Annotated in this window: 11 protein-coding genes and 1 pseudogene; 6 read left to right on the plus strand and 6 right to left on the minus strand. The window is 42.2% G+C overall.

Going from position 1 to position 15,153, the window contains the following annotated elements; genetic code table 11:
- Positions 1–49 precede the first annotated feature (49 nt).
- Entirely contained in the window at positions 50–3,472 is a 3,423-nt protein-coding gene (locus V7K48_RS18525; RefSeq protein WP_335074704.1) for an alpha-mannosidase, read from the plus strand.
- 140 nt (positions 3,473–3,612) lie between these two features.
- Here the strand turns inward: V7K48_RS18525 and psbN are convergent, their stop codons facing one another.
- Positions 3,613–3,744 (minus strand): photosystem II reaction center protein PsbN, encoded by a 132-nt coding sequence (gene psbN / locus V7K48_RS18530; protein WP_300422391.1) that lies wholly within the window; start codon positions 3,742–3,744, stop codon positions 3,613–3,615.
- Positions 3,745–3,829: 85 nt separating this feature from the next.
- On the opposite strand from psbN, the gene psbH reads away from it, so the two are divergent.
- The 3 genes from psbH to pth all read left to right on the plus strand — a co-directional run bounded on the left by psbH (position 3,830) and on the right by pth (position 6,665).
- Positions 3,830–4,033, plus strand: a complete 204-nt coding sequence (gene psbH, locus V7K48_RS18535) for a photosystem II reaction center phosphoprotein PsbH (RefSeq protein WP_334978964.1) — start codon at positions 3,830–3,832, stop codon at positions 4,031–4,033.
- Positions 4,034–5,561: 1,528 nt separating this feature from the next.
- The gene (locus tag V7K48_RS18540) at positions 5,562–5,834 is read left to right on the plus strand and encodes a TatA/E family twin arginine-targeting protein translocase (protein ID WP_335074705.1); all 273 of its coding nucleotides are present in this window, start codon (positions 5,562–5,564) and stop codon (positions 5,832–5,834) included.
- A 189-nt stretch (positions 5,835–6,023) separates the two neighbouring features.
- Positions 6,024–6,665 (plus strand): aminoacyl-tRNA hydrolase, encoded by a 642-nt coding sequence (gene pth / locus V7K48_RS18545; protein WP_335074706.1) that lies wholly within the window; start codon positions 6,024–6,026, stop codon positions 6,663–6,665.
- Positions 6,666–7,083: 418 nt separating this feature from the next.
- Here pth and V7K48_RS18550 read toward each other — a convergent pair whose 3' ends face one another.
- Positions 7,084–7,428, minus strand: a complete 345-nt coding sequence (locus V7K48_RS18550; RefSeq protein ID WP_335074707.1) for a hypothetical protein — start codon at positions 7,426–7,428, stop codon at positions 7,084–7,086.
- A gap of 412 nt (positions 7,429–7,840) precedes the next feature.
- Between V7K48_RS18550 and V7K48_RS18555 the strand changes: the two genes are divergently transcribed.
- Positions 7,841–8,683: an SPFH domain-containing protein gene (locus V7K48_RS18555; protein WP_335074708.1), complete on the plus strand. Its 843-nt coding sequence runs from the start codon at positions 7,841–7,843 to the stop codon at positions 8,681–8,683.
- Here V7K48_RS18555 and folP read toward each other — a convergent pair.
- Positions 8,680–9,540: a dihydropteroate synthase gene (gene folP, locus V7K48_RS18560; protein WP_335074709.1), complete on the minus strand. Its 861-nt coding sequence runs from the start codon at positions 9,538–9,540 to the stop codon at positions 8,680–8,682. The two genes, V7K48_RS18555 and folP, sit on opposite strands and share 4 nt — an antisense overlap.
- 52 nt (positions 9,541–9,592) lie before the next feature.
- Positions 9,593–10,324 carry a triose-phosphate isomerase gene (gene tpiA / locus V7K48_RS18565; RefSeq protein WP_335074736.1) on the minus strand — a complete coding sequence of 244 codons (732 nt, stop codon included), beginning with the start codon at positions 10,322–10,324 and terminating at the stop codon, positions 9,593–9,595.
- 757 nt (positions 10,325–11,081) lie between these two features.
- Here tpiA and V7K48_RS18570 point away from each other — a divergent pair.
- On the plus strand, positions 11,082–12,563 hold the full coding sequence (locus V7K48_RS18570; RefSeq protein ID WP_335074710.1) for a GTP-binding protein: 1,482 nt from the start codon (positions 11,082–11,084) through the stop codon (positions 12,561–12,563).
- Between the two features lie 110 nt (positions 12,564–12,673).
- Here V7K48_RS18570 and V7K48_RS18575 read toward each other — a convergent pair.
- Together V7K48_RS18575 and V7K48_RS18580 are read right to left on the minus strand one after the other, a co-directional pair.
- Positions 12,674–13,501 (minus strand): annotated as a pseudogene (locus V7K48_RS18575) (Rpn family recombination-promoting nuclease/putative transposase).
- A gap of 153 nt (positions 13,502–13,654) precedes the next feature.
- On the minus strand, positions 13,655–14,686 hold the full coding sequence (locus tag V7K48_RS18580; RefSeq protein WP_335074711.1) for an HNH endonuclease: 1,032 nt from the start codon (positions 14,684–14,686) through the stop codon (positions 13,655–13,657).
- Positions 14,687–15,153 lie beyond the last annotated feature (467 nt).

Genomic DNA, 15,153 nt, shown 5'->3' on the forward strand with positions numbered 1-15,153 from the left:
AAAACGACTAACTGTTAATTATCGTAAGTGACCTCATCTTAGCGAAAATATGACCCCGACTGTCTCTCAATCCCAGACCAAATTTATCTCACAAGTAATTGAGCAACTGCGCTCTTTTTGTCAAGTTAATCTTCAGTCTACCTGGCTATACCAGGAATCTGACCTGATTATTACAGATGTTGTAACTGCTGATTTGTCTCATTGGCAACCTGTTGAGTTGAATGCTAAAGAACATATTGCTTGGACAGGTGGGAAAAAAGTGCTATGGCTAGTCCAAAGATTGGTGGTTCCCCAAAATTTACAAGGTTATCCCTTAGCTGGGTTATCTTTGCGGCTGGCGCTGGTTTGGTGGGCAGATTCTGCTGAGATTTATGTGAATGGGGAGTTAGTGCTGGAGGGTGATTTATTTGATTGTTCGCCTAGAGTGCTTCTGGGTCAAGGGGTGACGCTAGGGGAAGAGTTTATTGTAGCTTTGCGGTTAGTGAGTCCGGGACATTGTGATGGTGCTTTAGTGCGATCGCTCCTAATTTATGAGTCTACTGTTGATAATAATCCCGATCCGGGTTTTGTGGCTGATGAGTTAGCTGTGGTGCAACTTTATTTGGAACAGTTTGCACCGGAGAAGTTGGATGTTTTGGCGGCGATGGTGGGGGAGGTTACGAACCGCAGAGTCACGGAGGACACGGAGGAAGAGAAGGGATTGGTAAAATCGTTTTTGTCCTTACGCCAAAACCTAATTCAATCTGATATTTTAGCCCCCCTTTTGAAGGGGGGTTGGGGGGATCAAAAATCTAAAATTTTCCTGTTGGGTCATGCTCATTTAGATTTAGCATGGCTATGGTCTGTGAGTGAAACTTGGAATGCGGCGCAAAACACTTTTGAGTCGGTTCTAAAGTTGCAAGAAGATTTTCCTGAGTTAATTTTCTGTCATTCGACTCCTGCACTTTATGCTTGGATTGAGGAACATCGCCCGGATTTGTTTGAGGCGATTCAAGCACAGGTAGCTGCTGGACGTTGGGAAGTTGTTGGCGGGATGTGGGTGGAACCGGAACTCAACCTAATTGCTGGTGAATCAATAGTCCGTCAGCTATTGTATGGTCAGCGATACATCCAGGAAAAATTCGGTAAGCTTTCAACTATAGTTTGGGTTCCAGATTCTTTTGGTTTCTGTGCAACTTTACCGCAGTTTTTCGCTAATGCCGGAATTGAGTATTTTGTCACGCAGAAGTTGCGGTGGAATGATACTACTAAATTTGATTATGGAGCTTTTTGGTGGCGATCGCCTGACGGGAGCGAAATCTTTAGTTTGATGTCTGCACTCATCGGTGAAAGCATTGATCCAGTTAAAATGGCATCCTATGCTCTGGAATGGCAAACCCAAACTGGTTTACCAGAATCACTCTGGCTTCCCGGTGTCGGTGATCACGGCGGCGGCCCCACCCGTGATATGTTAGAAACCGCCCAACGCTGGCAAAAGTCGCCTTTGTTCCCAGATTTAGAATTTACAACGGCTGAAAAGTATTTACAGGAGATTAGTAGTCAGTTAACTTCACAATCCAAAATCCAAAATCGTTCGACTGAGCGTAGCCTTACTCCTTCTCTACGTTCGCGCAGCGTGTCGCAGACAGACGCTCCGCGAACGGAGAAGCAAGCTACGCGTAGCGTTCCGCAGGAAAGTCCAAAATCCAAATCCCAAATCCAAAGCCCCACCTGGAATGACGAACTATATTTAGAATTCCATCGCGGTTGCTACACTACCCACGCAGATCAAAAACGCTGGAATCGTCGTTGTGAAAATTTATTATATCAAGCTGAACTATTTGCTACTTTGGCAACCGTAAGCTGTGGTGTAACATATCCCAAAGCGGAAATCGAAGCAGCTTGGAAGCTGGTGTTATTTCAACAGTTTCACGATATTTTACCTGGTTCTTCAATTACCCAAGTTTACACGGATGCGTTGCCCCAGTGGCAGCAAGTGGAACAAGTGGGAACGAAGATATTACAGGAATCACTTTTAGCGATCGCATCTCACATTACCCGATCAGAACCACCAAAACCCGATAGTTTGCCTATTTTCGTTTTCAATTCTCTCAATTGGCAGCGTTCTGAGGTACTCTCTGTAGCCTTACCCACACCAGAGGAATGGCAGATTTACGATGCTTCTGGAAAGCAGCTTGTCTGCCAATTATCTGAACCATCAACCATACTATTTCTCGCCACCGAAATCCCACCCGTCGGCTACCGCATATTTTGGCTTTCCCCTTCATCCCCTACCTTGCAGGAAGCTAAAACTACATCTTCTGCACTCCTCCCAGACTGGATTTTAGAAAATGAATTCCTGCGAGTTGTCATAGATCCTAACACCGGAGATTTATCAAGTGTTTTTGACAAAACTTATCAACGAGAAGTTTTGAGTGATCCGGGAAATCAACTACAAGCTTTTAAAGACAGTGATCAATATTGGGATGCTTGGAATATTGACCCCAATTATGCCCAACATCCTTTACCCGCAACAAATCTTCAATCTATTCAGTGGTTAGAACAAGGCCCAGTGCAAAGTCGTGTGCGCGTGGTGCGTCAGTTGGGTGAATCGGAATTTTGCCAAGACTATATTCTGCAAGCTGGTTCGCCTCTGTTGAACATAGCTACCACTGTTAATTGGCAAGAAAATCATGTATTGGTGAAAGCTGCTTTTCCTCTGAATATCGAAGCAGACTTTGCTACCTATGAAATTCCCTGTGGGGCGATTCGCCGCCCAACTAAACCAGAAACCCCCGCTGAACAAGCAAAATGGGAAGTTCCCGCTTTGCGTTGGGCTGATTTGACAGTAGAAGACACACAGAGAAATACCGCAATCCCAAATTTAAGTTGCGCTTCCAGCGCACCTTTGGTGCAACCTAAAATCCAAAATTGTTATGGTGTCAGTTTGCTGAATGATTGTAAATATGGTTATGACAGCAAACTAAATCAACTCCGCTTGACACTGCTACGTAGTCCTAATTGGCCAGACTCAGAGGCTGACCGAGGTTTTCACGAGTTCACCTATGCCTTGTATCCTCATGTCGGTGGCTGGGAATCAGCTCATACAGTACGGCGTGGCTATGAATTGAATATCCCATTGCAAGTGATATTAAATCCTGTTAATGAAAACCCACCTGAAAATTCTTCCCTCTGTGCTGGCAAAGAGGGTTTGGGGATGACGTTCCTAGACTTATCATCTGAAAATTTAATCTTGATGGCCTTGAAGCCATCTGAGGATGACCCACAGCAGTTAATTCTGCGGTGTTATGAATGTCACGGAGAAACAGCCGAGTTATCTTTGCAAAGTGATTTAGGGTTGAATCTAGGAGATACAGTAGATTTGTTAGAGCGTTCCTCTACGACTGAATTCTCATCTGGGCAACAAATCTTGACGATACAGCCTTGGAAAATCGCCAGTTTCAAGGTGATACCAGCGATTAAGCCCAGGTAAGTATTGTTGGTAGTTTGCGCTTTAGCGCTAAAGCGCAAACTACCAACCTCTTAAAATTAATCACACACACCAGTAATTTTGACTTCTAACTCCTAATTCCTGTACAGACGCGATTAATCGCGTCTCTACTCCTAACTCTTTTAATCTTCGTGGTCATCAAACGGATCGTTCAATTGCTTGCTAGGAGGGCCAAAGGAGGTATAAATCGACAGTCCGGTGATGACAACCACCACGGCAGCCATAGAAATACTAAGAACTATTGCGGGTTCCATAATTGAGGGATAGATTATGAGTGCTATTCTTATAGAATATTACAGAAGATTAAAAAAAGCTTTGGCAAGTAATCTTAGGTGAACTATGGCACAAAGGACTTGGTTGGGAGATATCCTGAAACCACTCAACTCTGAGTATGGGAAAGTGGCTCCAGGTTGGGGTACTACCCCTGTGATGGCTGTTTTTATGGCGCTATTTTTAGTGTTTCTGCTGATTATTCTGCAACTTTACAACAAATCACTGTTGGTTCAGGATGTACTTGTCGATTGGCGGAGTTTAGGACGCTAACGGATACATAGCTATCAAGTTTGGATAACAAGTTAAGTTACACCCGGTTCCTCCGGGTTTTTTTGTGAGTTGTGATTTGCTACTGGACAATAACTCAGTACTGATAATTCAGCAGATGTAGGTTGGAAAGCCACTGCGCCCTTGCGGTTTCCCGACTTGTTCGCTCTTAGCGTTCCTGCAAGGTAGCAAGTGGCCTTTGAGGAACCAAACTCAACATTCTTCGCGATTTGTTGAATTTCACTTCGTACCCCTGCGGGGAAGCAAGCTACAATCCAATCTACAATTTTCCTTAACCCAAGCGTATTGGGGTAGAGCTTACCCTACACTTAGGTTTAAAATGTACGTAATTTTTTCATAAATCAAACCGGATTCCAATAGTGTCAGCTTATTGATAAATAATTAACAGAAAATCAAGGATTTTAAAAATAATTTTGACTTTCGCTCTACCTTTTGCTTGCGGAAAACACTGAAATTAGAAAGCAAACTGGGGTTTGAATAAGTCAAAGTTTATTTGACTTGCGGAAAACACCAAAATGAATAAGCAAACTGGGGTTTGAATAAGTCAAAGGTCATTTAACTTGCGGAAAACACCAAAATGAGTAAGCAAACTAGGGTTTGAATAAGTCAAAGTTTATTTAACTTGCGGAAAACACCAAAATGAGTAAGTCAAAGGTCATTTTGAGTAAGTCAAAGGTCATTTTGTGAAAGCATTTAAGTATTTTGAGAAAGTAATCAGGCATTTTTATAAAGCAATTAGCCTGATGAGGCTTTGCTCGTTCCCATACTCCGTATAGGAATGCATTCATTAAACTGCTGATTATGGGTGATTTGGCGGACATCATATCAGGACTTACGCAAAAAGGCAGTGAAAACCTAGATTTACCGTAGGGGCAATTCATGAATTACCCCTACATTTTGTACTTGATGCCCAAGTCCTATATATAAGAGACATTGAACAGAAAGCTTTTAATAGTATTTATGAAGATGTAGATGAAATAGTAAAAATTCTTTTCTCCATCCTCAAAACAGCAAAAATCAACCATCAAACCGTAACTGATAACTGATAACTGATGACTGGTAACTGATAGGGAGTCGCCAGGTGGGAATCTGTTGAGGGTGCAACTGAAAAGTCCAGCCTATTCCTGTGATGTCGGTGACTATATCCAAAAATCAAACTGAGTTGGGTAGCTTGGTAGGTGTTACAGCCGAACAGTTGCTCAACTCTACAGAAGAAATATATTAAGGTAGATGTAGAATTGTTGGCGGTGCGTTGCTCTGCGTGATAACGCAACGCCACTTGCTTCAACGGATAGCGAAGCGGTAGCGAGTCCTCGAGCGTCGGGAACCTCTGCAACGCACTGGCTCCCTACATTTAAGTTTCTTAAGATAGCTGGAAATATTAGCGCTGACCTACTTAAGGTATTACTCGCTCGTGGGGCGATCGCTTTCTATAATAGGCGATTATTGAGTAGACTACATAATAATATGTAAGTCTATGTAGTGGTTCTATAGTTTACAGGAGACAAAAATGAATATATTTGGTATCGGTCTGCCGGAAATGGCTGTAATTATGGTAGTAGCATTGTTAATCTTTGGCCCAAAGAAGCTGCCAGAAATTGGTCGGAGTGTGGGCAAAACAATTCGTAGTTTTCAAGAAGCTTCCAAGGAGTTTCAAAACGAGTTTCAAAAAGAAGCAGAACAGTTAGAAGAAACTGTAAAGACTACTGCTGAATTGGAACCTAAGCAAATCCACCCTGCTAAATCTGAGCAGGATACCGCTAGTTCTTCCCAACCTAGCTAGGAGAGTCCACTATACCAATTTTGGATTTTGGATTTTAGATTTTAGATTGTTTCGCGGTTCAGAGCAACGTCCTTGATGGATGGAACAAATCAAAATCGTCAATCTAAAATCACAAGCCCTGTACCTTTGTGGTTTCTTTCAATCCAAAATTGTAAATCTAAAATCTAAAATTGATCGACTGTAGGCAAAATGACAGAAGCTGTTACTCAACCAGCTTTAGTGATTCCCCAGCTAATTGTCGGGTTGGGGAATCCAGAAGCTAAATACGACCAAACACGCCATAATATCGGCTTTGCGGCTCTAGAAACTCTCTCTCGTTCTTGGCAGATTCCCTTAGCAGAAAACCGCAAGTTTCAGGGTGAGTATGGCGAGGGTATGGCCCCAGGTGGAGGTAAGATTCGCTTGCTAAAGCCGTTAACTTATATGAATCGCTCAGGACAGTCAATACAAGCGGTGATAAGTTGGTATAAATTGTCGGCTGAATCAGTGCTGGTGATTTATGACGATATGGATTTGCCCTTGGGAAAAACTCGTCTGCGCTTATCTGGTTCGGCTGGGGGACATAACGGCATGAAAAGTGCGATCGCACATCTTAATACCCAAAACTTTCCTCGTTTGCGAATCGGTATTGGTAAACCTAAAGGTGCAGCTAATAACGATGATTCTGATGCTATTTCTCATGTGCTAGGGCGATTTTCTGCTGCCGAAAATCAGCAAATGTCTCTTGTACTTCAGTTCGTAGTTGAATGTATTGAACTAAGCCTCAAGCAGGGAGTAGAAAAGGCAATGAATGTTTGTAATAGCCGCACCATTAATAATTCTGAGTCTTAGTGTTAGATGAATACTATCTTGTAAGCTTGGCAAAGGCGCTTATTTTGGTTGATAGGCAGCGATTTTAGCTTGATCCATCTAACCAAGATAAAGCCCTTAACACCTTCTGTGCATAGGAAAAGTGACTCATTTACACCCTAATTGGGGGTGCGGCACATCTTGTTTAATTTTTGTAAGAATAGAAGAGTGAAAATTCTTCGATGTACCACCTAGATTTTAGATCCCCCCTAACCCCCCGATAAATTGGGGGGAACTAGAATCGAGTGCCCCCTTTTTAAGGGGGTTGGGGGATCTAAAACGAGAATAAATAGAGTGTTTGAGCTTAAGTTGACACCAATGAACATGTTGTGCCACTACGATGTACTTTATTTACCTGCAATACGCTGTATATGAGAAAATATGATTATATTTACAGATTTTAAAAGTTGATTCTGCCCTCATTTAGTAATTTATATCCAGAGGCTAATGCTGCAAAAGAAATTATGAAATCCCATAAGCTAGTTGGCTTTAAAATAACTCCACCGCTTAAGAAAACTAGTACTATGCCAATGCCTAGAAAAATCCATCCCAAGTTACCAGTTTCTCTACGAAAAAAAACTAATGCAAATACACCTGTCATCGTTGCGAGAACTGAAGCTGTAGCAGGTAATCTACCGTAAAAATATGAATAGTAACTGCTAACAAATATGATGTTTTGACCAAAAAAGTATAAGCCTATGAAAAGTAGGATTAAACCTATAAGTTTGATTAACAGCCTGCCCATAATATTTTTAGATTTTTAATGGCTGAAGCCAATTTAAATCCGATTATAGTAGAGTTTTTAAAGTTCTACTAAATTTTACATTAAATAAAGCAAATTAAGTGAATATACTGAATAAAATTTCTGGCTGTCTGAAGATGTCAGTACAAGTAATTTTGATTACATAAAGTAGTCCTTGCCAGCGTTTTATCAAGGTGCTTTAATAGCGATGTCTGACGACAAGAAGCAGAGCTTCTACGTATTCTGCAAAACAGTCCCACTTACAAAATATGTATAAGACACGCAGCGACTCGATATCAGACATCGCTGCTGGTGTTGATCAAATTACAGACTCAAAACATTAAACTCAAAGATATGACAAGCTAGTAGCATATCCTTGACACTAAATTCTCCCAAAAGCTGAATAGGAGCATACATGGAGCCAATTATTGCTATAGTTTTAGCCCTTATAGGTTATGCCTTAGGTTCTGCAAAACTGATTAATCAAGGTAATGAAGCCCTAGTCGAACGCCTGGGGCGGTATCATCGGAAACTTAAGCCAGGGCTAAATTTTATTGTTCCCTTGGTAGATCAGGTTGTGATGGAAGATACTACACGAGAGCAAATTTTAGACATCAAACCTCAGGAGGTGATCACCCAAGATAATATTTCCGTGGAAGTGGACGCTATTGTGTACTGGCGGATCAGAGATATTGAGAAAAGCTTTTATGCTATTGAGGATCTGCAAGGGGCGCTGACACAGGTGACTACAACCACGCTCCGGGAAAGCATTGCCCAAAACACCCTAGAGCAGACCAATGTCTCTAGAGTGGAGATGGACTCAGCTATCTTAGAGCAGTTGAATAATATAACGGCAGATTGGGGAGTTGATATTCTCCGGTTAGATATTCAGAGTATTACACTACCTGAAAGTGTACGAAAGTCTAGGGAAGAGGAGCAAGCCGCTGTAATCAAAAAACGAGCGCTGATTACCGAAGCAGAAGGGGAAAAAGAAGCTGCAATTAAAAAAGCAGAAGGAACTATGGCTTCAGTGCAAATCATTTCTCAAGCTCTACGTTCCAATCCAGATACTAGGGACATTTTGCGGTATCTTGTGGCTCAAGATTACGTAGATGCTAGCCAAAAACTTGGTGAGAGCAATAATGCCAAAATTGTCTTTATAGACCCAGCCAACTCAAGTGAAATGTTTCATGAGTTGATAGGCCACCCAGAAAATTCAGAAGGTAACGGCAAAAAACACGAAAACGGTAATACCTAACAGTGACCTTGTGCGGCTTGTCTCAATAGGGCATCGGCTACTAGTGTAACATCGTGCATTTCTTGAACATCATGAACTCGGAGGATGTCAGCGCCATTAAAAATAGCAGCACAACAAGCTGCTGCCGTTCCCCAAACTCGGGCTTTGGGATCTGGTTGATTTAAAATGCGACCAATGAAACTTTTACGGGATGCTCCTAACAAGATAGGGCAGTTGAGTGTTGTGAGCGATCGCAAGCGGCGAAAAATTTCTAAATTTTGCTCATAGTTCTTAGCAAAGCCAATACCAGGATCAATAATAATTTTATCCCGCTCAATGCCCGCAGCAGTTGCTACCCCAATTTGCCGAGCCAAAAAACTATAAATCTCTGCCAGCAAATCTTGATAATCAGTCTGTTGTTGCATTGTCTGTGGTGTTCCCCGGATGTGCATTAAAATTATCGGCACACCTAACTCTGCCACTGTTGGCAACATTTCTGAGTCAAAAGTGCCGCCAGAAATATCATTAATAATATCCGCTCCAGCTTCTACAGATGCCCTGGCTACAGCAGCACGAGTTGTATCTACAGAAATCGGGATTGAAATTTCTGGTCTTAGCACCTGTAACACTGATAGTACTCGGTCAAGTTCTTGCGCCAGAGTTATTTGCTTTGCCCCTGGTCGAGTTGATTGACCGCCCACATCGATAATGTCAGCACCAGCAGCTACCAGTGCTTGCGCCTGTACTAAAGCAGCAGAGATAGTGTTAAACTCACCCCCATCGCTAAAGCTATCAGGCGTCACATTCAAAATGCCCATCAAATAAGTCCGCTGTCCCCACTCAAAACAGCGTTCTCGAATTATCAAGTTGCTTGGCATAAATCTACATTAGGCATTCCCATGCAGAGCATGGGAACGAGAAAAAGGCACATTACACTGACTGAAAATTCACAATCCGAGCGAAACTCTCAGGTTCTAGACTTGATCCTCCCACTAAAACACCATCAATTTCTGGTTGAGCCATGATTTCATCAATATTATTTGGCTTGACTGAGCCGCCATATTGAATTGATACATTCGGATTACTCAACTTGCTCCGAATTAAGCCAATTATCCGATTCGCCTCCGTTACTTCACAGGTATCACCAGTACCAATCGCCCAAATAGGTTCGTAGGCAATCACCAAATTTTCCTGATCAATATCTACCAAGCCTTTGTCGAGTTGGAGAGTAATCACTGATTCAGCTTCTCCCGCATCTCGTTGTTGTTTAGTTTCGCCAACACATAAAATTGGGGTCAAACCAAACCTTTGAGCAGCTCGGAGGCGCAGATTAACGGTTGCATCCGTTTCGCCAAAGTATTGCCTTCGTTCACTATGACCGACAATCACAAAGCGCACACCAATTTCTGTGAGCATTGGTCCAGAAATCTCGCCTGTATAGGCTGCATATTCTTCCCAATGAACATTTTGTGCCCCCAGGTGGATGAGGCTACCGTGCAAACTCTGGGACAAAAGGCTTAGATCAGTGAACGGAGGGCACAATATCACTTCTCGCTCTTCGGGGCTTTCGTCTAAGTGGGGCAGAAATCCTTGTAAAAACTCCTGGGTCTCTGCCTGGGTTTTGAACATTTTCCAGTTGCCGGCAATAACAATTTTCCGCACAGGTAATTTAGTCAAGATCCTAACGAGTTATTTAGATGCATTTTTCAGTTTATGACTTTTTGTTAGCCATTAGTCCACTAGTACCGCAAGGCGGAAGTCACTCATTCAAAAGTCAAAAGTCAAAAGTATTATGGAATAAACTCTTTAGTGCTTTTCAATGGTCTGCTTATTTACGCGCCCGCTGTACTAGTTGGGCATTGGGAATAGGGGATGAGTCTTTAATACTCGCTGACGAGTGTTTGATACTCGTGAATGAGTCTTTAATACTCGCTGACGAGTCTTTGAACTCCGTTAATCAGTCTTTGATACTCGCTGATGAGTCTTTGATACTCGCTGACGAGTCTTTGAACTCCGTTAATCAGTCTTTGATACTCGCCGAGGAGTCTTTGAACTCCGTTAATCAGTCTTTGACTACGAATTTTAAATAAAAGATTTTAGATAAAAGATTTTTTGGTTCATGCCCAGCCCCGGACAACTCTACAAGACGCTAACGCGTAGCTTGCTTCCCCGTAGGGGTACGTGCCGCAACGCTTTCGTGGGCGGAACAAATCCAAAATTCTCAGTTTTATTATTCGGCTTGCCCCATACCCAATCTTGCCGGGGTCAATCCAAAATCCAAAATCCAAAATTGTTTGACTTCCACTCTTGTGCCCCACTGCTCCCCCTGCTCCCTTATTTCCACAAACCCCTGTAAAAAATAACTAGGATAAGAGACAGGGCTAATTTAAAAATCCCAAATTTCAAATCTCAAATTGATATGACTTCGACATTGCCCGTGCCTGAACCTGATCAAAGCGATTCTGCCAACACTGACGCAAATTCTCTCAGCTGGGAGGAAGAATTGAATAGTGCCATTTTCAGTTTTGAAGATATTCAGACGGAACTGAATTATAAACAAGCACAAACGGCGCTGCGAAACTTGGTAGCCAATCTCGACCTCACTCCCCAAGAGAAAACCGGATTGGAGACGGAAATTGCTGATTTGGAAACCATGCTGGGAAAGTTAGACCGCATGGTGGTGCAGATTGCGGCTTTTGGGATGGTGGGACGTGGTAAGTCTTCGCTACTCAATGCTTTGGTTGGGCAAACAGTATTTGAAACTGGGCCACTGCACGGTGTTACCCGTACTGCACAAACAGTTCATTGGAGTATTAGTGAGGAAGCGATTGGGGAAACTGAACGAGCTTTGCGAGTCACCCTCCCTGGTGTAGGTCAATCGCAGGTGGAATTAATTGACACTCCTGGGTTAGACGAAGTAGATGGTGCAACCCGGGCCGCATTAGCTGAACAGATTGCAAAACAAGCGGATTTGATTCTGTTTGTGATATCTGGCGACATGACAAAGCTAGAATACATGGCCCTTTCTCAGTTGCGGGAAGCAGGTAAACCGATCATTCTAGTGTTCAACAAAGTAGACCAGTATCCAGAAGCAGACCGGATGGCAATTTATCACAAAATCCGGGATGAAAGGGTGCGGGAATTACTCACACCTCTAGAAATTGTCATGGCTGCGGCATCGCCATTGGTGAAGACGGCGATTCGTCGCCCTGATGGTACTAGGGGCATACAATTGCGTACAGGTAATGCCAAAGTAGAGGAACTCAAGCTGAAAATCTTGGAGATTCTGCATCGTGAGGGCAAAGCTTTGGTTGCCCTCAATACCATGCTTTATGCCGACATTGTAAATGAGCAATTGGTAGAGCGAAAACTGATGATTCGGGAACAGAATGCCAATCAGTTGATTTGGAAGGCTGTGATGACTAAGGCATTAGCGATCGCACTCAATCCCATAACTGTGGTAGATATTCTCAGTAGTGTGGTTATTGATATTGCTCTGATTTTGGGTTTATCTAAACTCTATGGCTTCTCGATGACCGAAGCAGGGGCTGTACAATTGCTACAAAAAATCGCCCTGAGTATGGGCGGCATCGGTGCAAGTGAACTGTTAGCAAATTTGGGCTTGAGTGGATTAAAAACTTTACTTGGGATCTCTGCAACCGCTACCGCAGGTATTGCCCTTGGCCCTTATATATCGGTGGCAATCACCCAAGCCGGAGTAGCTGGTGTTTCTTCTTACGGTATTGGACAAGTTACCAAAGTTTATTTAGCCAATGGCGCGACTTGGGGGCCTGATGGGCCGAAAGCAGTGATTAATCGGATTTTGGCAAACCTGGATGAGACTTCAATTCTCAACCGCATTAAAGATGAATTACTCCACAAGGTAAAACTCAAAAAGTGATGCATAGACGTGGAGTGAATAAGGAGAGACGGTGCGCGTAAGCTTGCTTTAAGAGTAGGGGTACAATCAGGGAGGATTTTGTGCGAACCGTATTGAAAGTGGACTAGCAATTAGTTGCTTGTATTTTGCTCAAGCCAAGCAACTAAATCAGATACATTTGAAAAATCTAAAAATTCTTCTCCTAATTGTTCCAATTGTTCAGTAGATAAGACTCTAATTCTCTCGAATATTGAGGAATCGATTTCTCCAAATCGCCGATTTAACTGACGATTTAAGAAGCGAAAAGCTTCTTTTTGTTCTCCCTTCTGCAAAATATCCTGATAAATCACTGATTCTTGCATAATATCTTCCCGCAATAATTGACGAATAAAATCTTTCTCAAACTTCAACCCTGCTAAAATCTCCGTGTAAGCAGCAGTATTTTGTCTTGTCTCTATATCTGGAATTTTAGCAATTTCTTCGGCAACCTGCGATAATAACGCTTGGGCTGAATCTGTTCGCGTTAACGGTGCTAAAGGTAATAACGCCAGATTGCTAAGAAATAGAGCTGAATCTTGTTCCCACATTCGGATAACTCGATAACGGTGGGTTGTAACTTCACTGACATATTCTTCAGTAAAAGCGATTTCGTTACTTGTCTCTTGCAAGAAAATCACTACCTGTGTAACAGGAACTTGATATGTCCGTGTCAATCGGACGTAGTAATCTAGCATCCGCAGAGAAATTGGTTTTTGGGATTTGATTGTGGTTTGAAATTCCAGGTGTAAAATCCGATTTTCTGTTCGCAGAAATGTCACAGAATCAGCACGTATCGGTTCGATGCTCAATTCGGTTTTTAAGATTTCAATTGTTCATGGTTCTTGATTTAATAACCAACAGGTAAAATCACGGGGATATTTTTCTGCGAGTATTTTACAAAGGTTGTCATATTCTGCCATCTATAAAGGTTGCACCTGATTTTATGGATTATTTAGGGATTTACAACAAATAAATTATCCAATCTTGTCAGATGGTTGAAAAGCCCACTTTTGGCTACGGGTGGGCGAGACACCCACCCTAATTATGCAATTTATAATGTGGAACAGCTTATTTCAGAGCGCAGAGTCATCAAAGGCAGTCTTGTAAGCATCAGCAGTTTCTATCCCAAAACCTCCAGCTTCGACATGACGAACTAGCGATTGAATGATTGGTGTAGCAATACTAATACTAAATAAAGCATTGAAGCCAGCGACAACCACTGGTGCCGACAAAATGACTGTAAATTCTGGAAATAAAGCTAACACAGCCACCAAGACTAAAAAAACAATTGGTGTCGCAATACCTGCTGCCTTTGCTGCTTCAAAAATTAGATTTTTATACTCTTCAACAGTAATGTCGCCTCGATAAAGATCCAAAGAGTAGAAAATCGCCGTTACTACAACCTGGGTGAGAATAGCTGTTCCTGTGGCAGTAATACCAAGTTTAGCGATCGTTCCAGAATTGCTGACAATAGAATCTACTGCATTATAAACCCGAATATAAAACTGTTCGCCAACAGTCATTACTTTCGCACCTCGACGGAGATTGTCAACACCTACTTCCCAAAGGATATTATCAGCAGCATTCGATCCACCTTGGGAACGTGGATTGATGTGGCTACCGTGCTTATCCCTAAGAAATTGCCGAATTGTATATTCTTTGGCTCCAAGCTTTGATGTGCCAGGAATTTTCTCAAAAAGCTTCATGACATCTGCATCAGAGCGAGGTAAGTCTCCCACCCGAACACCAGCACGATATCTCAGCCTATTTGCAATCTTTGGCATCTCTTGGGCTAATTCGGCAGCTGTCTTTGGTAAATTTTGCAAAGCATCAGCCATAACCATACTAGATGTAGCAACTCCAACAGCAGTTTGTTCAAATGTTTTACTAACATTTTGAACAGTTTGAAAACCTGACTGTGCTGCTATGGTTGAAAAACTTTGAAAATCATTAATTGCATGGACACTTGAAGTAGTCATCTCGGCAGTAGTGTTCTTGATTCCATCAACTACCTCATCCATACTGTTTACTACATCGTTGGCTACTTCTTGAGCTTTATTTATAACCGTATCTGCTAACTTCTGTGCTTGGTTGATAAAATCCATGTTTTAGTAACCTTTCATTTATGCTATGGAATATTTGTTCCAGTTTCTCTTTCTAAAACTGAGAACCACCTCAGCATTAATGACGAATTTACTTCCGAAATTTTTAAAGAGATAGTAATCAATTTATATCGTTTGTGTATGTTAATTTCAAAAACTGAACTATCCGACTATAGCAATCTGACTAAATAAGTTGTGACATTGCCCAGCAGACGATAGCATCTCATCGCAGAACCAACAGGAGCGATCGCAGCAAGAAAGAGATTCGCTCGATAAAGTCTGTGCACTTGATGGATTAGACTATAAAACTAAGGGATTTATCACTTACACCGCTAAAAAAGGTGACTCGGAAAATACGATTAAATTGAGCTTCAGAACTCGGAACTTGAGCTTCAGAATAAACCTCAAGTTCTATACTCAAACTCCGAGTTTCTGAGCTTTTAACTTTCAACTTTTTAGGCACAATTGCC

The organism is Nostoc sp. (genome assembly GCF_036919615.1).
Taxonomy (GTDB): Bacteria; Cyanobacteriota; Cyanobacteriia; order Cyanobacteriales; family Nostocaceae; genus Nostoc.